Consider the following 23,820-nt stretch of genomic DNA (forward strand, 5'->3'; position numbering starts at 1 on the left):
GGGGTCGGTATATTCTACTTACTTCTGTTACTACTTTCTGATTAGGACTTTCTTTCTCACAAGTGATCTCTCATTGCTGAACTGGATGATGTACAGACCACTTTCAAAGTTGGTTACATCGATAGTCAGCTCCGACTTGTCATAACCTTCTTTCTCTAGTCTGCTCACTCCTGTTGGACTGATCATCTGGATGTTCAACGGCATGCCGCTGAGCTCGCTCAAGTCTATGGTCACATAGGTGCTGGCTGGGTTAGGGAACACTCCGATCTGCTCTTCGCTGATCTGTCCGTTATCCAAGCCCGTCACTATCACACCTTCTCCACTCAATCCAATTTCCAATACATTGTCTTGGATGCTATTGGTGATGTCATAGTTGAACACCACAACTCCATTGTACACTTTGGCTTCTGTTGGTGTAAACACTGCGGTGATGTTCTTTGTATCACCTGGGTTAAGCTGAACAGAGCCTGGGTTAACACTAAAGCCTTGGCTTGAACTGATGATTCTAACTTCTGTAGCGGCTTCGCCTCGGTTTTCAATAGTCCAACTCTTAGTGGCCGAAAGACCAAGAATGGTTTCATCAAAGGTTCCTTCGCCTGTCACTACTATTACTGCTTCTGCCTCATTGATGATTTCTATGGTGAACACTTCTTCGTAGGTTCCTCCAAAGCTGTCATCTGTTTTCACTCTGATGCTGTAGCTGTTCTTAGTCTCAAAGTCGAAGACTTCTGCGGCTAGCAACTTATTACCAGTAATGGTGAAGCTTGCGTTGTCTGCATCTCCTGTTCCTGACACTAAAGTGTAAGTATGGCTGTCGCCAGCATCGGCATCTGTAGTACTGAATGCTCCAATCTCTGTTCCTACTGCATTATTTTCTTGAATGCTTGTTGTAGAAAGCGCGATATCTGTAGCTACAAAGTTGGTGGTGTACACCTCTCCTGTAAATGCTGAAGCTAGGGCATTGGTGGCTGCATCTATGATGCTGTCATCATCTTTGGCATTCAGGCCTATGGTGCCTTCGCCTGAGATTCCGTTCACGTTCACTGTATAGGTTTTACCATCTACTTGAGTGACTGTATTGACACTTGCTGTGGCTGTACCTGTGGTTGCCACTTGGAAGTCTGATGCATCTACTCCTGTTACATTCTCAGAGAACTTCACAGTGAAGTTGAGCTTGTCTACTCCTGTGTTCACTCGCTCTGATTCAACCCTTGCAATGCTTGTAATTGCTGGTGCTGTACCATCGAAGGTAGTTGCAATCTCAGCTGCTGAAGCTACACTGGTATTACCTGCAGCATCGGTTACTGCTGCTGCGGCTACTGCCACAGTAATTGCTCCGTCTGCTGTTGGGGTAATGTCTGCTGTCCAAACTAGGCCTGCGGTTACTACCGTTAAATTATCTGCCGTACCGTTGGTGATGTTCAGGTCTTCGGCTGTTAGGCCTGAAACTGGTTCATCATAAGTAACAGTTACTGTAAATGCTGCATTGGTCAGGTCGCTCACCACTGAAGTAATGCTCGGTGTTGCTCTTATTCCGTCTACGTTAACATTGGCCGTGCTGGCGGTATTCTTAAGCGTTAAGATCGCATCGGTTCCGAACTCATCTACTATGGTAGCTCCGTTCAGGTCGATGGTTGATCCAACCGTGATACCGTCTGTATCCAAGTCGCCTTCTGTAATGGTATAAGTAAATGTAGCAGTGTTGCTTTCGCTTACTGTTCCACTTAGTGTGGCTGCCTTCGTTTCTGTCCCAATTGTAATTGGCAGGCTTGGCGTACCTGTAATAGTTACTGGCAGCGTAAAGCTGGTCTCGAAAGTTAGCTTATCGCCTATCGCATAAGTCTCTGCCGTAGGAACCGTTGTAGCGGTTACTACTGGTGCTGCAATTGTTGTAAACGTCCAAGCTGTTTTGTTTGTAGCACCTGAATAGCTATTACCAGCATCGTCTGTAATTGCTCCTATTTCTATAGAAACATAGAACTCTGTGCTTGGTGGCAACAATAGGTTTGTTGGAGTTATGGTTACTTCAGATCCATTCACCACAACATTAGTACTTGTCACGTCTATAGTTTCCAATACCTCGTCATTGCTGCTCTGTGCAATGATGATGTTACCGGTTCCTTTGTAAACATTTTCACCAAAGTCCATGCTTAGTTTGGCATCTGGTAGAACGTCAATCGCATCATCGGCTGGTAACAAGGTAGCTTCCATGGTCTGGTCGATTGTTGCTTGAGCAGTTACTACTGTTCCTACATTGCTTGAGGCATCGGTCAATGTTACTGACAAGGTCAGTGTTCCATCGTTCAGTCCTGAAAGGTCTGTTAATGTTACCTGATCTGTAGCTGTAGCAATTGTTCCTGATCCTGCAACCTTGGTTCCGCCATTATCTGAGTTCACCATATAGTTGTATGTAGTACCGATCTCTGCCCCTGCAAAGGTGAAGGTACTGATGGCTGTTTCGGCTGAGCCGATCAAGGCATCGTCAAGGGTAACTGAATATCCAACAGGTGCGGTATTATCATCTTCATCTGTGATGGTTATTGTAGCTCCATCGGTAATATCGATGTTGTTTTTATCTACCGTTCCTGCCGAGATGTTGCTCATGCTCACAGTAAGTGTCTCCGTAGATTCTTCAATACTATCATCCGTAGGAGTAATAGTGAAGGTTTGCTGCTCTCCTGCTGTTCCTGAGAAGGTCAGCTTTTGGCTAATAAGCGCAGTGTAATCTGAGGTTGAAAGCGCTGTTACATCGGCAGTATTTAATTCTACAAAGAAGCCTCCGTCTACTGCGTTATCTAATGTAGCCGTTAGCGTAATGGCTCCATCAGCTTCTGCTCCACTTGCATCGGCAATGGTTACAGTTGCTTGGTCGTCATTATTGATCGTTACCGTGGCACCGTCTGTAATATCAATGTCTGTTGAAGACACCGTTACAGGAGTTAGGTTGCTCATGGAAACGGTAATTGTTTCATCTGCCTCAACTATTGCATCAGCTGTAATAGAGATATCAAGTGTTTCTGTTTCGCCAGCTGTACCATCAAACATAATGGTTTGAGCTGTTATTGGTGAGAAGTCTACTCCGCCCGTGGCAGTACCATTTACCGTGCTTACATCTACTGAAAGACCTCCTTCAACTGCATTATCTAAAGTGAAGGTTACTGTTGCTGTTCCATCAGCTTCGGCTATAGATACATCGGCTGCTGTTACACTAGCAGTTGTTGTGTTTTCATTGATCACCGAAACGCTCTGATCAATTACAGCATCGTAGTTATCATGACTTGCAGCATCATCAATACTCAAAGTGATCTTAACAGATTTATCAGTATCAACCTTTGAATCATCAACACCCTGAACAGTTACCGTTTGCGGTACATTCCAGTTGCCTGAAGTAAAGATCAAAGAAGACTGGTCTACTGTAACTTCTGATGTACTTCCACTTGAAACATTGATTACCACATCTGAAGCTGGCTCTGAATCAAGCACAACATCGAAAGTATCTGTAGAACCGGACTCGTCTACTTCGGTAGACGAAGCCGTCTCTGTAATTGTGAAGCCTGCATTGTTAGCGAATTCAATTAGCACATCATCTGAGCTAATTGGGCAAACGCCATTACTAATAGTCCAACGCAAAGTATAAGTTACTCCTACTGTTCCTGTAAAGGTTGAAGTTGCACTGCTAGCATCACTAAACACACTATTACCATCTCCTGCTACTTCTGACCAAGTTCCAGTTTCTCTGAATCCTGATGCAGTATTACCCGCTAACGTAGCGTTCATAGTGGCAAGTGCACCATCTATTTTCTGATCTACACCTGCTGCTGCAACGGTTACATTATCGAAGAAGGTGATTTCAACTGTATCGTTATCTGAACAGCTTCCATTGTTTTCTGTCCATTGAAGCGTATAAGTAGTTCCAACCTTACCCTTGAAGGTAGATATTGCACTAGTTGGAGTAGTGATTGTTCCACCTGCTCCAGATAGAATTGACCAGCTTCCAGTACTACCAGTGCTAAATGAAGCACCAAGGAAAGTATTCGTTCCACATACATTTTGGTCTGCTCCAGCATTGGCGGTTACATCATCGCTCAAAGTAACGACAACATCGTCTGAACTAATTGGGCAAACACCATTGCTGATTGTCCATCGTAGCGTATAGCTTACACCTTTGGTTCCTGTAAAGGTTGAAATTGGGCTATTTGCATCGGCAAAGCTTCCTCCTGCTCCTGAAACAACAGACCATGTACCGGTCTCTCTAAATCCTGAGGCCGCATTGGCTGCCATGGTCACTGAAGTGTTACATGTCTCTTGGTCTGAGCCTGCTGCTGCAACGGTCACATTATCGAAGAAAGTGATTTCAACTATATCAGTATCGGAACAAGTTCCACTATTTTCAGTCCACTGAAGCGTGTAGGTAGTTCCTACTGTTCCTGTGAATTTTGAAGTATTACTGCTTGGTGTAGTTACACTTCCTCCTGCTCCCGATAGAATTGACCAGCTTCCTGTACTACCTGTGCTATAAACTGCACCAAGGAAGGTTTGTGTTCCACATACATTTTGATCTGATCCAGCATCAGCTTCAACATCGTTTACTTCTACTGTAATTACTACATCGTCTGAGCTGATTGGACATACACCATTGCTGATGGTCCAACGCAATGTATAATTCACACCTTCTGTTCCTGTAAATGTCGCTGTTGGGCTATTCGCATCGCTAAAGCTTCCGCCTGCTCCTGCAACTACAGACCAAGTACCTGTTTCTCTAAATCCTGATGCAGTATTAGCTGATAATGCTGTAGGCCCACAGATATCCTTATCTAGGCCAGCATTGGCTGGTGTTGGGTTATCAAAGAAGGTGATTTTTACCGTATCATTATCTGAACAGCTTCCATTAGTTTCTGTCCACTGAAGCGTATAAACTGTTCCAACTACTCCACTAAAGCTTGAGAATGGACTCGATGGACTTGTAATTGAACCACCCGCACCTGACAGAATTGACCAGCTCCCTGTGTTACCAGTGCTATATGAAGCACCCAAGAAGGTATTAGTTCCACATACATTTTGGTCTGAACCTGCATTGGCGGTTACATCATCGCTCAAAGTAACGACAACATCGTCTGAACTAATTGGGCAAACACCATTGCTGATTGTCCATCGTAGCGTATAGCTTACACCTTTGGTTCCTGTAAAGCTAGAAGTTGGGCTATTTGCATCGGCAAAGCCTCCTCCTGCTCCTGAAACAACAGACCATGTACCGGTTTCTCTAAATCCTGAGGCCGCATTGGCTGCCATGGTCACTGAAGTGTTACATGTCTCTTGGTCTGAGCCTGCTGCTGCAACGGTCACATTATCGAAGAAAGTGATTTCAACTATATCAGTATCGGAACAAGTTCCACTATTTTCAGTCCACTGAAGCGTGTAGGTAGTTCCTACTGTTCCTGTGAACACTGAAGTGTTACTAGTTGGAGTAGTGATTGTTCCACCTGCCCCAGATAGAATTGACCAGCTTCCTGTACTACCTGTGCTATAAACTGCACCAAGGAAGGTTTGTGTTCCACATACATTTTGATCTGATCCAGCATTAGCTTCAACATCGTTTACTTCTACTGTAATTACTACATCGTCTGAGCTGATTGGACATACGCCATTGCTGATAGTCCAACGCAATGTATAATTCACACCTTCTGTTCCTGTAAAAGTCGCGGTTGGGCTATTCGCATCGCTAAAGCTTCCACCTGCCCCAGCAACTACAGACCAAGTTCCTGTTTCTCCAAAGCCTGATGCCGCATTAGCTGATAATGCTGTCGGTCCACAGATATCCTTATCTAGGCCAGCATTGGCTGGTGTTGGATTATCAAAGAATGTGATTTTTACCGTATCATTATCTGAACAGCTTCCATTAGTTTCTGTCCATTGAAGCGTATAAACTGTTCCAACAACTCCGCTAAAGCTTGAAAATGGACTCGATGGACTTGTAATTGAACCACCTGCACCTGACAGAATTGACCAGCTTCCTGTGTTACCAGTGCTATATGAAGCACCAAGGAAAGTAGATGTTCCACAAACGTTTTGGTCTGAGCCTGCATTGGCCGTTACCGCCTCGTCAAAAGTAATAACCACATCATCTGTGCTGTTGGTGCAAATTCCATTGCTGATCGTCCATCGAAGTGTATAATTAGCCCCTCTTATACCAGTAAAGGTTGCTGTTGGGCTATTTACATCACTAAAGCTACCACCTGCTCCAGAAACTACAGACCAAGCTCCTGTTTCATTGTAACCTGAAGCCGCGTTGGCAGCTAAAGTGGCTGAACCACCACATACTTCTTCATCGGACCCGGCATTGGCAATGGTAGCAGACGCACAAATATTGACCAAAACATCTGCAGTGCTAGGCATATTTGACGGTAAATCTTCAACCATCGAATTACCTACTGCATCATATACAACTCCATCTCCTACTGAAAAAGAATTTATAGATACTCCATCGGTATCTGAATCGCTGGCTTGTACGGTATATCTGAACTTAACTGAGTTAGAGTTAGTGCCAGATAAATAATGTGCGGCTCTTGTATTACTTCCTACCGTAATATTCAAAGCAGGAGGATTAACGCAGCCTTCATCAACATTTACCACTTCGCTAAATGTCAGAGTAAAGTCTAGATGCTCACCTGTTTCATAACTTCCGTCTGATGGCACTGTAATACTAGTAATAGTAGGCGCAGTGTTATCTAATGAGTATGTCTCATCGGTAGTAGGCTCTGTTATTGGTAAAGCATTTCCTGCTAAATCTGTAATATTTGGGCTTGATAAGTTTAAACCAACCACACCGCTGTAGGTAGATATATCCCCACCAGAAACTGTAACATCATAGGTAGATGCGGTTAATTGGCTTACCGCTATTGATGCTCCAGTAAGACCGGTAACAGCAAAATCATTTAAGTCTACACTGGTTACATCTTCGCTAAAAGTGGCTAAAAACACCAACTGACTAACAGAAGTAAGTGAACTGGTTGGGTTCTTCCTTGTAAAGCTTGTTATAGCTGGTGCGGTGTTATCAATAGCGTACGTATTGTCCCAAGTGCCTGTAGGAACAGTATTTATCAAGGCATTTCCTCCTGCATCTTTTACAACATGACCATTAACGAATCCTAGTGTAATGGTACCTTCTAAAGATTCCATATTTCCTCCAGAGATAGTTATCCTATAGGTATTACCACTTGGATTGCTTACAGAAGTGACAGTCCCCGTTGTACCTAAAACCGTTAAATCTTCGGGTCCAACATTACTAACCACTTCAGAGAAGGTAATATCCCAGCTTACTTGATCTGCATTGGTATGCGATGTGGTTGGCGACTGACGAACAATAGAGCTGATTCTCGGTGCTGCCTTATCGTTCATTGTAGCAGTATTATTGGCAGTTTGGTCTGCTATTGCGGTACGACCGTTAATATCAAAAACCTCATTAGCTTTAAGATCTACTTCAAGGGTTTCGTCTCCATCAGGAGTTCCTGTAACAGAGAAGAATATTCTGATTGTTGTTTCTCCACCTGATAAGGCAGAAGCAGACGCCTCTACAGTACTATTGTTCTGTTTAACACTAGAAATAGTGTTAAAGGTTGCTGAACCACCCGATATCTTCAAATCAAAATCAGCTACAGTAAGACCACCGCCACCGCAATTGTCTTCATAAACTCCTTCATTGAAGATTACATCTATATAAGAATTGTCTGCAGCTAAGCTTACCCCTGTTATGTATGGATCCACCAAATCATTCAGAATTCGTGTATTATTACTCTGAGTTGCCGCAGCAGCATTACCAGCTACATCAAAAACTGAACTACCATCAGCAAAGTTGATTGTTACGATTTCTCCTCCATCAGCTACTCCCGTAGTTGTAAAGTTTACTCTCAGGTTACTTTCGCCACCTACTAGATCAGAAGTTCCATTTAATTGTTTTAGACTGGTAATCACCGGATTGGTAGCCGTTCCACCAGAGATGGAGATGTCTATATCTGAAATTTCCAGTGCTCCACTGCCCCCATTTGTACTGTAAAGCCCTTCGTTGGCGAAAATCTCTACGAAGGCATTGCTATTGTTTAAGCCTAGGCTTGTGATAGAAGGAGGGGTAACATCATTCAAAGTAATGTTGAATGTCTGATTGGTTAATTCACCACCGTTGGGGTCGCTAACCTTAAACACAAAACTATCAGAAGTTCCAGATGAGTTGGTATATCTAATTTTGTCGTTGTTTAGATCATCTAAGGTAAATGTAGCATTAGCACTTAGCAATACATCTCCAGCATTGTAAGTGTTACTCGGGTTTGTATCAACAAACAAAGTACCATTGGTTGCTGCTGTAGTAATGGTAAATGTTATATCTGAAGCACTGCTCTCAGTATCAGTTGCATTTAACTTTCCTGTATCGATTAAACCAGTAGCTCCTTGATTCATCGTCAAACCATTGTTCACACTGACCGTTGGAGGGAAGTTCGTTGAGAAATTATAACTGGTGGAATTATAGATTCCAGCATAACCATTTCCTGCTAGATCATCAATAGCCGTTGGCGAGATTTGAACAGAATAAAGAGATGAAGGGTCTAAATTAGCACTTGGGTTAATCGTTAAAACCGCACCGCTAATAGAAGCTTGGGTTCCTGGAGAAGCAGCATCAATTAGAAACGATCTTGAACCATCTTTCTCATCCATAACTAAAATAGAGCCAGTGCCAAAAGCAATATTCTCGCTAAATGTTAGGGTTAAATTGTCGCTAATATTAAAGCCCGTAGCATCGTCTGCAGGATTGCTTGAAACCAAGGTTGGAGCCGTGGTATCGAAAGTGACATTGGTAACATCCACAGTCGTTGCTGAATTCCCAGCAGCATCTTGTCCATTGAAACTGATTGTGTAAATCGTTCCAGAGACCAAAGATGGCGCATTGGTCAAAGCTGCCGAAGCCCTTACTCCTGCATTCAACTCACTACCCGTAAGGTTTACCACATGTGGAGAACTGCCATCGGCTGAACCTCCAGTTCTGGTAAAGGTAACTGTACCTGAAGCAATAGCTTCAGATAAGGTGTAACCAACATTCGCATTACTCACTGAACTACTTGAGCTTGGACTTACCGAACTGAACGCTGGAGCAGTTCCATCATAAGTTACGCTTAATGTATTCGAAACAGTATTGGCATTCCCTGCTCGATCAAAAGCCGTGCCTGCACCAAGGGATACTTGTACGGCTCCATTACCCGAAGGCGTAACATCCACGTAAAAACTAGTACTGTCCGGAGAAACAAAATTACTAGTTGTGCCATTCACCACGGTAATGTCGTTCTCCGTCATATTATCCGCCTCAGAATTGAAGGTGATAGTTACGGGAATGGGATTATCATTGGTTGGATTACTGGAAGTGGTAGAAATACTCACTGTAGGTGAAGTAGTATCGATAGTAATACTTAAGGCAGAGCTAGCAGAACTGGTGTTTGCGGATCCATCTGTTGCAGTTGCCGTAATGGTATGAGCACCAGCAGTCAAAGCGCTCGTAGTTATTGAATAAGTTCCACCCGTAGCAATACCGCTACCTACTTCTCCATCGACATTCGATATTATTTTTACGGTAGAGCCAGCTTCCGCTGTACCTTCAAAGGCGGGTGTGGTATCATTTGTCAGGTTATCTGACGTAGACCCTGCGGTATGTTCTTCGTTACCAGAGTCTGAGGAAGTAGCTAAATCTGGGGTACTAGGGGCTGAAGGAGCTACATTATCTACCACGGTAATCGTAAACTCTTCGGCAAAATCATCAGTACCGTCATTGGTGTTTATTCTTATATCATATGTACCTGCAGCTAGAGCACCACCTGTTCTTAAGGTACTACCACTTATATTGAAACTCGCATTATCAGTACTTCCTGAACCAGAAACCAAAGAATAGGTATGGGTATCACCACCATCTGCATCTGTACTAGAGAGCGTGCCTACTGTTGCATTTATGCCAGTCGCACTTTGGTTGATAGAGGTTGAAGTCAGCGCTATGTCTGTAGGTGCGTTGTTGGCCGATGCAGCCGCTACAATTACCAAATCATCAATTGACCAGCCTCCAATGATTCCAGCGTCTGGAGTAATGACTAATTCATCTATATTAGCGAACGAGCCAGTCGTAGGAGTGGTTAAATCGACTGATGCCAAAGTCTTATGACCAACAGAAAGCGCCAAAGTACCTACTGTCACTCCATCTCTTTTACCTGTTATAGTAAAGTCTTCTGCTGCTGTACCAATGTTTCGTTCATAAGCAAAATCAAACCCTGTAATTCCTACTTCAGAACCGTCATCAGTAGAAAGAGTTGAAGAGTTTGTCGTTCCTGTGCCCCCCCCTGTAAACGTCAGAGCAGCATCTGAACCACCTCCAGTGACATCAGTTCCTGCACCATTTCCACTCGTAGCAAGAGCAATAACTCTTGAATCTGATGATGTCATAGAGACATCGAAACCATTCAAAAATGCACTCTTCGATTGATCAGCACTAGGATTGGTTGAACTAGCTAAAAGTTCTGTGCCCGATCCAAAACCCATGGTACCAGGAGAGGGAGAAGCAAATCTAGGTGCTTTTAACTCAGTAAAGGAGAAAAGTGGGAATGCAATCATGGCCATATTGACCAGTGCCGAACCCATATTTTTCATTACGCTTTTGTTGAGACTGTTAAAGTTGATCATATATTTTGGTGGTGAAAGGTGTTATGCTCCCTAAAACAAGGACGCCATTATTAAGCCATTAGCTTATAATAGATCTAGTAGTAACAGGGAAACTCGTTAATGTTTTAGTTGAGTCTCAGACAGACGGTAGTATGCATCTGAAAGAGGGGTTCTTAGAACACAAAAAAAGCATCTTCACTAGACAAAAAATTGTATAAATCGGAAATAACATCAAAGCTAAGACACTCTGCCTCTGTGAAAAAGAAAGAAGACATCAAGTCTTAAGACAAATAATGTCTTAAGAGAACCATGAGCATACTTTTTGATACAAAAAGTATGAATTTGAAACTTCTCAGGGCCACTGGAATAACTTTCTAAAAAATATTTGAAAACAAAAAAAGAGCTCATGACACGTTGGCCATGAGCTCAAAATCAACATAAATATGGTCTGCCAATTACTTCTCTACCGTTACCACATAGTTACCGGACAAGCCAGCTCTTACTGGCCCATCGGACTTAGTAAAGCTGAACACAAACTTGGAGGTAGTCAGTGAATTAATATTTACCACTTTGCCATCGTCTAGGTTTACCACTTCTGCAGACTCACCAGCCCACTCCCAAGTACCACTTGCTTTAAACAAGTCGCCAGCGTTGGTTGTGGTGTAAGTACCATTGGCAAAAGACAGGGCAAAGCCAGGATAGTTCGCACTTACGTTAGAACCATCTACTTTAATGCTGCCGAATTGACCCAGCGTCCATTGGCCAGATAATTTCTCAAAAGCGAGTTCTTGTAAACTCGGCTCCATAGCATCATCGGGATCGCAAGAAAGACTGAACAGGGCTAGCGCAGCCATTAGTACGAAAGTGTATATTTTTCTATTATTCATGTCTTTTTTATGTTTTGTCCTCCCCCTGCCCCCTCCGAAGGTGGACAATTGGGTCGGCTAATTTTACTTACTTCGGTTACTACTTTCTGATTAGGACTTTCTTCCTCACCAGCGACCTTTCGTTACTGAACTGGATGATGTACAGGCCACTTTCAAAGTTGGTTACATCTATGGTCAGCTCTCTCTTGTCATAGCCTTCTTTCTCCAGCTTACTCACACCAGTTGGATTAATCATCTGTATGTTCAACGGCATGCCGTTCAGCTCACTCAAGTCTATGGTCACATAGTTGCTCGCAGGGTTCGGGAACACATTAATCTGCTCCTCGCTGATCTGTCCGTTGTCCGCACCCGTCACTATCACCCCTTCTCCACTCAGGTTCACCTCTATCACGTTGTCCTGGATGTTGTTGGTGATGTCGAAGTTGAACACCACCACTCCTGTGTACTGCCTGGCTTCGGTGGGCGAGAAGACCGCGGTGAGCTCCTTGCTCTCCCCTGGGTTCACCTGTACTGAGCCCGGGTTGAAGCTGAAGCCTTGGCTGGAGCTGACCACCCTAACCTCGGTGGCCGCATCTCCCTTATTGGACACTGTCCAGGTTTTGGTATCGGCAAGGCCCAAGGCTGTTTGTGCAAAATCGCCTTCTCCTGTGATTTCTATGATCGCCTCTCCTTCGTTGGTGATGGTAATGGCCAGTGCCTTCTCGAAAGTGGCACCAAACCCATCATCTGTTTTAACACGGATGCTGTAGCTGTTTTTGGTCTCAAAGTCGAAGGTTTCTGCGGCCAATAGCTGGTCCCCACTTATGGTGAAGCTTGCATTGTCGGTATCTCCTGTTCCTGATACTAAAGTGTAAGTATGGCTGTCGCCAGCATCGACATCTGTAGTACTGAATGCTCCAATCTCTGCTCCTACTGCATTGTTTTCTTGAATGCTTGCTGTAGAAAGCGCAATATCTGTAGCTGCAAAGTTGGTGGTGTACAACTCTCCTGTAAATGCTGAAGCTAGGGCATTGGTGGCTGCATCTATGATGCTGTCGTCATCTTTGGCGTTCAGGCCTATCGTGCCTTCGCCTGAGATCCCGTTCACGTTCACTGTGTAGGTCTTGCCGTCCACTGCTGTCACCGTGTTCACATTGGCGGTGGCTGTTCCGGTAACCACTGCCTCAAAGTCTGTTACGTCCACACCGGTCACATTTTCACTGAACACTACCGTGAAGTCCCTGCTGGCCGTCCCTGTCGGTACCTGGTCTGCCTCTGCCCTGGTAATGCTCGTAACCGTTGGTGCCGTGCCATCGAAGGTGGTGCTGATACTGGCCGTTGAGGCCACGCTGGCATTGCCTGCGGCATCGGTTACCGCTGCATTGGCCACCGATACGGTGGTAGTACCGTCTGCTGTCGGGGTGATGGTGGCGTTCCAGGTTCTGCCAGCAGTTACCACCTCTACATTGCTCGCTGTACCGTTGGTGATGTCCAAGTCTTCGGCTGTTAGGCCTGAAACCGGTTCATCGTAGGTTACGGTTACCGTAAATGCCGCATTGGTCAGATCCCTCACTGCTGAAGTAATAGTTGGTGTGGCTCGGATTCCGTCCACTTTCACATTGGCCGTGCTGGCTATGTTGTTGAGCTTGGTGATGGCATCCTTGCCAAAGCCGTCCTCAATGGTTGCTCCATTCAGGTCAATCCCTGAACCAACGGTAATACCGTCTGTATCCAGGTCGCCTTCTGCAATGGTGTAGGTAAATGTAGCTGTATTGCTATCGTTTACTATTCCATCCAGTGTAGCGGCCTTCGTTTCGGTTCCAACTTTGATTTGTAGGCTTGGGCCGCCTGTAATAGTCACAGGAAGGGCAAAGTTTACCGTAAAGATCATCTCATCGCCTATGGTGTAGATGCCATCATCTGGCACGCTAACGGAGGTGACAAAAGAGGCCTGTACAATGGTCAGGGTACCTTCCACCAGGTTGAAGCTGTAGTTGTTGTCACTGCCCCCGCTCAGGACAATGGCGGCTGTACCTGCTGCGGTGGTCTCATCAGCTGTGGTCGAAGCGGTTGGCTCTGTATCGATCTCGGACTTGTGATCGCCATTCACAAAGCCGGTATAGCTGATGGTGAATTCGGGGTTTTCCTGCCCTACTGCCCTTTCTTTGTCATCTGCCCTGGCCGTTAAAGTGGCCTTCCCGATGGTCAGGGTCCCGTTGACTGTTGTCAGTGAATAGTTGTCGGCTGCGCCTCCGCTCAAGGTGATGGCGTAGGTCCCGGCATCGCTGCCGGCATCGGCTATTGTGCTGGCGGTGGGCTGGGTGATGGCTGTTTCATCATCTCCGTTCACAAAGCCTGCATAGCTGATGCTCAGGGCTGGGTTTTCCTCGCCATAGGTTTTGGACTTGTCATCGGCCGTGGCTGTCAAGGTGGCCTTTTCGATGGTCAGGGTTCCGTTAACTGTTGCCAGCGTGTAGTTGTCTGCTGAACCTCCGCTTAGGCTGATGGCGTAGGCACCTACATCACTGCTAGCATCGGCTGTTGTGCTGGCGATGGGTTGGGTGATGGCTGTTTCATCATCTCCGTTCACAAAGCCTGTGTAGCTGATGGTGAGGGCTGGATTTTCATCGCCATAGGTTTTGGACTTGTCATCGGCTGTAGCCGTTAAAGTGGCTTTTTCGATGATCAGGGTTCCGTTCACTGTTGAGAGTGAATAGTTATTGGCTGATCCGCCCGATAGTACGATATCATAAACCCCTACATTGCTTGTCTCATCTGCTGTTGTTGAAGCTGTTGGCTCGGTTGCAACAGCAGTTTCATCATCTCCATTAACAAAGCCTGCATAGGTTATGGTAAAGGCCGGGTTGGCTTCGCCATAAGTTTTGCTCTTGTCATCGGCCGTAGCGGTGAGGGTGGCTTTCTCGATGGTGAGTGTTCCGTTCACTGTTACCAGCGTGTAGTTGTCGGCTGCGCCTCCGTTCAGGGTGATGGCATAAGTACCCGCATCGCTACCGGCATCGGCTGTTGTGCTAGCGATTGGCTCGGTGATATCTGTTTCATCATCTCCGTTCACAAAACCTGTGTAGCTGATGGTCAGGGCTGGGTTGGCTTCACCGTAGGTCTTGTTCTCATCATCGGCTGTGGCTGTCAAGGCAGCCTTGTTTACAGTCAGTACTTGGGTAACATCAGTGGCCGCTGAATAGCTGTCATTGCCTGCCTGTGAGGCGGTAATGATGGTTTCTCCTGCTCCTACTATACTTACTGTGCTACCGCTTACAGTGGCTACATTGGTATTGGAACTGGTGTAGGTCACAGTAAGGTTCGAACTGGCTGAGGCCGTAAGCTCAAAGTCATCGTCCCCGTAGGTCTTGGCATCCAGCGCGTTGAAAGTGATGCTCTGGGCAATTTTGCTCACAGGTCCTTGGAGGCTACTTTCCTGAGCTGTACCGAACACCTGTCCATCGCTTGGGGTCACTTCAAAACTAAAGTATTTACCTACATGGTCGCTCGTCAACACATAGGTGGTGCCGGTAGCTCCGCTGATGGCTGCTTTATTGTTGCCATTTGCATCATCGGCCATATACCATTGGTAAGCTGAACCGCTTTCCGGATCATTGTCCCCATCACTGAAGGCGTATGTACCGGTCAGGGTTTGGCCTACGACAAGATCACCGGTAACCACCGGATTTGTAACGGTAGGCGCTACATTTGGAATAACCGAGGAGCCAGTAATTTCAAAGGTGAATGGATTTTCATCTAAATCATTATTGGCAATGGTAACCGTAGCTGATTTGTTGCCTTCAGTTGAAGGATCGAAAGTAACATCGAAATACGTGTAGTCTGCAGCATCGATACTGGATGCAGGTTGAAGGGCTACGGTGAAGTCGGCTGCATCTGTTCCCGAAATGGTCACTTTTGGATCATTGGTCAGATTCAACACTTTTGTCCCTTCATTCTTTATGGCAAAAGTCTTAGTAGCATCACCTGACTCAGGGTCTACTGTTCCAAAATCGGTAGTTTCTCCAGCAACCGTTATTTCAGTGCTTCCAGCACTTTTGGAGTCCTCTGCTTCAATAATAGTGAGATTACAGGTGCCGAAACAGGTAAGCGACAGGGCTACTGCCAGTGCATCTCCTGATCCAGGTTCTACACCTGTGAAAGCAGCTCCCCCACCTTGTTTATCGAAGGAGCCAGCGCCAGATTTTTGCAGTGAATAATTTAAAGACTGATCTGCCGCTTTATACTCCAGTAGGAGAACATCTCCTACGGCATAACCACTTCCAAATGCACTTAAGGTACCATCTGAAAATTTCTCCCCTGTAGTACTTATATAGCCATATTCATTGGCTTGCTGCCCAATGTCGTGTGCTAGATCACCATATATCTCTCCGTTGTCTTTTACCCGCACCAATCCTAAAGAAATGCCTTTGGAACCTGGGAAAATTGTCAACGATTCAATCTGAATTTTCATACTGTAATCATAAGCAGGGTCTATGACCATATTGGTAAGGAAAATTCTTGGCTGGAAATCGAAACCTGCCGTGGCCGTAGCGCCACCTGAAACAAACTGGTAATCGATCTCGCAGTTTTCTCCACCTTCCAGTGCATCGCAGGTAACAGGCAAACAGTCCTGGCAAATTTCAAAGTCCTCTATATTGGTGTCGGTATTAATGAATACGAAGCCATCGATAGTACCAGCATGATCTGGGTTACTCACCGCTATACTTCCTGAATTACCGGCACCGACTACTGCGGTCATTTCGGTATCTGAAACCACATTGAAGCTGGTGGCAGCCACTCCACCAAAAGCGACCCCAGTTACTCCAGTGAAGCCTGTACCTGTGAGGGTCATGGTTCCTCCTTCTATGCCACGGGCCTGGTTAAATGCAGTAATCACAGGGGTTCCATAGCTTGCCAGTTGCAGAGCAGACTCTACTGCCGATCCAGCATGATAAGCATCGGATGGAGTAACTTCAAATGAAATGTACTTGTTAGCATCGTCAACGGTGAGACTGTATTGCTTGGCTGTAGCTCCCGCAATGGCAACTTTTCCAGTACCTCCTGCATCGTCAGCACGATACCATTTAAAAGTACTTCCTGCCTCGGCATCGTTCTCATCATCATTAAAGTCGTAAGTTCCGGTAATTACCTGACCTATTTCCATGGTTCCTGAAATAGCTACATTGGTAGCATTAGGTGCATTGTTGATGGGACCCTGCAGAGCACTTTCTACCGCCACTCCAGCATACTTGCCATCGTTTGGTGTCACTTCAAAGCTCAGGTATTTGTTAGTATCATCAGTTGTAGTGGTATAGGCTTGAGCCGTTGCTCCTGCAATGGCTGTCTTGCCTGTTCCTGAAGCATCATCCGATCTGTACCATTTAAAAGTGGTACCACTTTCCGTGTCATTATCAGGATCGGTGTAATTGTAGGTTCCTGAAAGCACTTCACCAATCTGCAATTCTCCACTGAACGCCACATTGCTGGCTACCGCCAACTGGTTGAGCGTTATGGTCACACCTGTTGGATCATCGGCCAGATGGTTGGAAGCCAGGTCACTGATGTTACCAGTGGTAGCCTCGTAAGTGATCACGAGTTCCAGAATGGCGGTACTTAGGTCATCAAAGCTGAGTATGAGTTGGTTATCACCCGCTGTGCCGTCTGAAATGGACGTTACGCTATAACTCTTATTGTCTTCGGCAGCCATCGTAAAGTTGCTATTAGCGGCACCTGCTATTTCTACCACCTCACTGAAAGTGAGGGTAATTTGTGTGTCAGAATCTTTTGTGGCACTCACCAAGGTTGGTAATGTTGCATCGTAAGTCAAGCTCAATTGGGTGGCCGAATTATTGAAGTTACCAGCAGCATCTTCTGCAATACTATGGGCTACATCTACGGTTACATCTCCTTCACTATCGGGCGTAATGGTGGCGGTATAAGTGGTACCTGAACCACTGAAGTTACTAGCCGCGCCATTACCTACACTAATATCACCCACTGTAAATCCGGTCACTGCTTCATCAAAAGTGAAGGTAGCAGTGAAAGCAGCATTGGTCTGGTCATTAGCCGAAGTAGAAATGGTTAATGAAGGTGAAATAATATCATTGAAAATGCTGAACTGAGTAGCTGCAGTATTCCCGTTGCCTACGCCATCTGTCGCTACATTGGCTGCAACATCTACAGTAACCGTTCCCTGGTCACTGCCATTAATGGTGGCTGTGTAGGTTGTTCCCGAACCACTGAATGTTCCGGTAGCAATGGAGCCATTGCTCAGTTGAAGGTCAGACGCTTCAAAGCCCGTAACCGATTCGCTGAAAGTAATGGTCACATCAAACTGACCTAGAACAGGCCCAGCAGAGGTGCTGGTGATGGTGACGGTAGGTTGGGTCTCATCGTTAGTAACGCTTAGTTGTGTCGCAACGGTATTGCCATTGCCACCTGCATCCGCTGCCTTATCTGCCGCTAAATCTACTGTAACAGCCCCATCACTACTTGGGGTAATCGTAGCTGTGTATATGCTAGCACTTGTCGAAGCCAGGTTACTAGCCACTCCATTGCCAACCGCAATATCGTCCACTGTAAAGCCAGTTACATCTTCCGAGAAAGTGAAAGTAGCTGTAAATGCTCCACTGGTGGGATCAGCAGAGCTGCTTATGCTGACGGTAGGAACAACTGTATCCACCCTAACATCGGCCTGGCCGGTATAAGTGCCTATTAGTGAGGCATTGTTACCTGCTGCATCGGCTATGGTTCCCCCATTTAATTCAATAGCAGCCAACGTAACTCCGTTGCCATCTGTATCACCAGCTAAAGTGGTATATCTGAAAGTTAAAGTAGTGGTTCCCGAACCACTTAAATAGGTAGCGGTCTTGTTTTGGCTACCCATAGCGATATTGATCGAAGGGGTTCCTCCGGAAGTTTCAACCACCACTGCTTCATTAAATTCTACGGTAATATCCATGTTCTGATTAAGGCCATAAGTTTTGCCTACAATGGAACCGGAAACTCTTGATGGTGCCGTTTCATCATTCGTAATGCTGAGTTGTGTGGCAGCAACATTGTTATTACTCGCTACATCAATGGCCTTGTTGGCGGCAACATCTACTGTAATTGCACCATCTGCAGCCGGAGTTATGGTGGCCGTGTAAACGCTGGCACTCGAAGTTTGGAAATTACTGGCTGCACCGTTACCGACAGTGATATCGCCCACTTCAAAACCGGTTACATCTTCAGAAAAAGTAAAAGTGGCTGTAAATGCTCCACTTTGTGGATTTGTGGCGTCACTTGAGATAGTTACGGTAGGAGCGGTTTCATCATTGGTTAAGCTCAATTGCGTGGCAGCAGTATTGTTATTGCCCACAGCATCGGCTGCTTTGTCTGCTGCTACATTTATGGTTACCTCTCCATCGGCTGCCGGTGTTATGGTTGCTGTATACACGCTGGCGCTGGTGGTCTGGAAATTACTGGCAGCTCCATTACCAACTGTGATATCGTCAATCGCAAAGCCTGTTACGGCCTCAGAGAAGGTGAAGGTAGCGGTGAATGCTCCACTTTGGGGATTGGATGCATTACTGGTAATAGTAACCGAAGGAGATATATTATCGGCTTGCACAGTATAGCTTTCCTCGGTGCCAGGCGCCAAGTCGAGTAAGGCTTCTCCATCGGTTTGAGCACCCTCAAAGATATCTATCTTAAGATCGAAGGCACTATGGCTTCCAGAGTTATAGCCTGTAAAAATCACATGCCCATCTGCATAATTACCACTAGTAGAAGAGGAAAATGCATGGCTTCCGCTACCCGAAAAATTCGTCAAAACTATACTGTAGGTCTCGCCTTGAGTAAGCTGTGGTGGATCAGACAATTGTATGGTTTGTCCTGCCGCATCGGTACTGGCTGTGAATTCTACGGTTTCAGTTTTAAGTACAGTTGAACCTCCTGCGCTCTCATCACCACTGTGAATTTCCAGCGTTACCGTTCCTGCAAAACCGTGTTGTCCTGCTTCTGGAAACAAAGTAAAGGCCGTTAGGAAATTGTTGGTGGTGGCTGTAAAAGTCTGCCCTAATTTTGACTGGTTGAGATAATCATTCACCCCAGTCTGCTGAATGGTAGCGACTCCATTACTATAGCCAATTCCTGTAATATTGTTGGTGCCTGCTGTTCCATCGATACCTTTCACCTTCAGGCTCAATGTGCCATCCACATTGTTTAAATTGTTAACCGTTACATCGTAAATGCTGGCATCTACTGCATTTACCGAAGAGACCGCTCCACCTACTGTTGAGCTGAGGGTAAAATCATCGGCACTGACATTGCGAACATTTTCGCTGAAAGTGACCCTGAAAACAGGTTCGGTACCGGCATTCACATTCGCAGTACCAGGTGTTTGCCTGGCTATAGACTGAACGGTAATTGCTGCTGGCACCTCATAAGCTGCACTTTCTACGGCATCTCCGGTATCAGTTCCATCCGAGGGGGTTACTTCGAAGCTAATGAACTTACCTCCATCGGCTAGAGTCAGGGTATAGGTGGTACCTGTTGCCCCAGCTATAGCTGCCTTATTGGTTCCAGATGCATCGTCTGCCCTATACCATTTAAAAGAAGACCCACTTTCGGTATCCGATTGAGGGTCGCTAAAATCATAGGTACCTGTCAATTGCTGACCTACGTTCAATGTCCCGGTAATGTCAATATTACTGGCTACCGGAGGATTAGAGATGGTGTATGTTTCATCAGTGGCAGGCAATGTGCTACCAAGTGCTTCACTCGGGCCAGAAGAGACAAAGAGTTTGAAATATAAGTCTGCACTTGAAAGAGCGGATGCCTGATAAAGAATTCCGCCTGAATAACCAGCCCCTACCTGGGCCGAAAACCCTATACTGTTCGATGGAGCTCCTGGAATATTAACTCTAAAGGTATAAGTGCTTCCTGCCGTTACACTTGGTGGACTACTGAATGAATAGGTCACCTCAGTCTGTGCGGAAGTAATTTGTATGTTTTCAGTGGCTAACACTGTTCCTCCGTAACCTTCACCTGAGATTAGCTCTAATGTACCCGCTCCACTGTGACTATGACCTGTGCCTTTTTTTAATACCACATCTAACAAAAGACCAGAGTTATTGGCCCTGAAAGACTGACCGAAAACCGGAGAGTCGGTGATCTGGAGATCTGCTGTAGAGCTAGCGTCTAATTGGGATGGGATTTTAGCAATATCGTTACTTCCTGCGCCATCTACCCCTTTCAGGTCAAGATTGATAGTTCCGATAGAGTTAGTAATGCCCGTGACTTTTATATCGTAAACGCTTGAAGAAACAGCTGTTACTGAAGACACTGTTCCATCTGCTGCAGCAGTTCCACTTAAAACAAAATCATCAGTACTGACATAGCGCACATCATCAGTGAAGGTCACTCTGAAAGTCACTTCGTCTTCGCTTGTAGTGGCGTCCGATGGTGTTTGACGTACAATTGAAGACACTTCCACAATTTCGAAAACCAGACTACTCTCAACCGGAGTTCCTGCCTCTGTACCATCATTAGGGGTTACCTCAAAGCTGATGTATTTACCATCGTCATCGGCTACCAGGGTATAAGTTTGGGCTGTGGCTCCTGCAATGACTGCTTTTCCGGTTCCAGAGGCATCATCGGACCTGTACCATTTGAATGTGGAACCGCTTTCCACATCGCTGTCATCATCTGCATAGGTATAATTTCCTGTCAATTGCTGCCCTAAAGCGAAAGTACCAGAAATACTCACATCGCTAGCTGTGGGAGCAACATTAGGAGCTACCGGGGCTTCCAGCACTATATTATCGAATATAGCTCCTTCAATACCGGGAACTCCACCATCAAAAAAGCCCGCTGTTTTCTGTCGTATTCTTACTTCATCGACATATTCGAAAAGGCTTGAGGTCAATGTAATACCAGTATTCGTACTGGATTTTGTAATAGACACTTCTTCGCTTACTACCTCGCTACCATCTAGAAAGCCCAGTATTTCTATGTTGGCTATGTAATCATAGGTTTCTTGTATATCCAGACTGGCCAATTTAAACTCTGTGCCATTGTCGGTAGCAAATACAAACCATTGTCCATTCGCGCCATCTCCGGCATTTGATACATAGCCTAAACCATCTATAGTGGCATTACCAGCTATAACACTTCCATGTGCAAAACCTCTATTGAGATTACCGGTAATGCCTGTTAAAGAAGCAAAAGCTGTTCCTGTACCATCATCTGTTGTCTTGAGGGTAACATCACCAAAGTCAACCGTAGACTTCTGAACCACTCCGTCCGTATCGTAACCACCAGAAAACTCATCGGTTGGAAAACTTAGGGTATTGGAGCCCTCCACTACTTCTATAATAATATCCGAAGTACCAAAATTGGCAAAGCCAGCCTGAGTTTCATCGAAAGTTCCGGAGAAAGTGCCTGTGAAAAAGTCCGCAAAAGTGGCTATACCGGAAATATCGAAAGTGGCACTTCCCGAAAGGGTATATAAAGTATTCGCTGAAGTTGAAACTGATGAGCTCACGTTTAGTGCAAAGTCATCATAGTCACTACCCGTATCATCATCCAATACAATGGCACTGAAGTTAACAGGAGTTACACCATCAGTAAGCTGCAGGTTACCTGTAAGACCAAAGGTTCTGAAATTGATGCTGGAAGTGACAATATTAAAAGAAGAGTTCCCGAATATTTGATTGAAGCCGTTAGAGATGACCCATGAGTTGGCACTACTATTCGTGGTAGCAGAACCAGACCCAGTTACCGTAATGGTAGTTGACGTTGTGCTAGGGGCACTAATGGTGAACTTAATCTGTGAAAAAATGGTGTTTGGTAGTGACGCGATAAAGAAGAATGCTAACACTAAAACTCTCTTTTTGTGTAGTATTATGGTCTTTTGAGTGGTTGAGGCACACATTTCGATTGAGGTTTAATCCAATATGAAAGTGCGGCCATTTATTGCCTAAAAATTAAAATTGTGCGCGAACTGCAGATTTTTGGGCGTGAAAGTGGTTCATGGTTTATTGAAAGCTGGAGCGGGAAGACGGAAGCTGGGAGTCGGAAGACGGAAGACGGAAGACGGAAGCATGAAGCCAGGAGCTAGAAGCAGGTGTGCCGAAGGCCGTTACTGAACCGCTAAAGTGCTGCCCCTTCAGGGGCTAGGGGTGGAATGAGACGGAAGATGGAAGACGGAAGACGGAAGCCAGGAGTTGGAAGAATGAAGCTGGAAGCCAGAAGCCAAGAGTCAGGAGTTAGGAGTCAGGAGTCAGGAGCCGAAAATAACCAGTGGTCACCGATAGTTGGAAAATGAAAACTCCAGAGATACGATTCCTTACAGAACGGAGACAAATTCTCAATAGCCTAAATGGCTCCTAAGCTTTATTTTTAAACATCACATGAAGACCTAATTCGACCGGGAAAAGCACCCCACAAGTTCTACATCTGGAGATTCAAAAAGCTGTCTCGGAGTAATAATGGTTTCTTCAATTGGTGTGCGCTTGATCTCTGGAACTGACCCCAGAAGCTGTATTTCAGGTTGAACGGAACTTGCCATGAGTTGATCATCCAAAATAAGCTCGGGAGATTCAGTTAATGGCTCTACATGAATGGGATAACCAGCATTTTTTAAACACATGGCTACCAAGGTAGAGCAGGCAATCATATCTTTTTGGTGTCCTTCACTGTATTCGTTAATGAGTAAAGTAATCGCCACAATGACCGACTCAGCAATAAACCTATTTGGGATTTTATCCAGAATAACCTTTCGAATTTCTCCATCCTTATAACGCATGGAGCAAATCACTGCCAGCATCCACGCGGTTGAATAGGAATATTTAATGGAGCCATCATAGTAAAAATCGCTAATGGCTTTGTTGATTGTTTCAGTATCCAAATCACCTTTCCTTCGGTATACATAGAGTTTAGCCACCGAGTCTGCATTCAATGTCGATTCCAAAGTAGCTGCACCTATGCCGTGACTTCCGGCCTGAACAACACAATCCATCACTTTTGGAAAGGTATTCTTGCCAAAATTAATATCTACATGCCCCCAAATAGCTGCATGATATATGTTTCTGTAATTCTGACCTTCTTTGCCAGGGTCAAACCAAGGAATAAGGTAAACCAGTAAATAGAATGCGGCTTTCTCTGCACCTTCCTTCTCCCAGGTTTTGAAAAATTTATCTAAACTAAAATCGAAATTCTCAAAAATGAGAATGTCTCCTATTTGTAAATCACTTTTACTCATTGGTTGCATAGCATATTGATTTAT

The 23,820-nt window shown here is 45.3% G+C and carries 5 protein-coding genes; 1 reads left to right on the plus strand and 4 read right to left on the minus strand.

Going from position 1 to position 23,820, the window contains the following annotated elements; genetic code table 11:
- Positions 1-30 precede the first annotated feature (30 nt).
- The 3 genes from T7867_RS02085 to T7867_RS02095 form a co-directional block, all read right to left on the minus strand.
- Positions 31-10,704, minus strand: a complete 10,674-nt coding sequence (locus tag T7867_RS02085; protein WP_322299793.1) for an Ig-like domain-containing protein — start codon at positions 10,702-10,704, stop codon at positions 31-33.
- Between the two features lie 434 nt (positions 10,705-11,138).
- Positions 11,139-11,570 carry a hypothetical protein gene (locus T7867_RS02090; protein WP_068215289.1) on the minus strand — a complete coding sequence of 144 codons (432 nt, stop codon included), beginning with the start codon at positions 11,568-11,570 and terminating at the stop codon, positions 11,139-11,141.
- A 79-nt stretch (positions 11,571-11,649) separates the two neighbouring features.
- Positions 11,650-22,467, minus strand: a complete 10,818-nt coding sequence (locus tag T7867_RS02095; RefSeq protein ID WP_068215291.1) for an MBG domain-containing protein — start codon at positions 22,465-22,467, stop codon at positions 11,650-11,652.
- A gap of 264 nt (positions 22,468-22,731) precedes the next feature.
- Here T7867_RS02095 and T7867_RS02100 point away from each other — a divergent pair, with 264 nt between their 5' ends.
- Positions 22,732-22,860: a hypothetical protein gene (locus tag T7867_RS02100; protein ID WP_262501390.1), complete on the plus strand. Its 129-nt coding sequence runs from the start codon at positions 22,732-22,734 to the stop codon at positions 22,858-22,860.
- 93 nt (positions 22,861-22,953) lie between these two features.
- On the opposite strand, the gene T7867_RS02105 is transcribed toward T7867_RS02100, so the two are convergent.
- Complete coding sequence (locus T7867_RS02105; protein ID WP_157717451.1) at positions 22,954-23,796, minus strand: hypothetical protein; 843 nt, start codon at positions 23,794-23,796, stop codon at positions 22,954-22,956.
- Positions 23,797-23,820 lie beyond the last annotated feature (24 nt).

Source organism: Roseivirga spongicola (assembly GCF_034376045.1).
Lineage (GTDB): Bacteria > Bacteroidota > Bacteroidia > Cytophagales > Cyclobacteriaceae > Roseivirga > Roseivirga spongicola.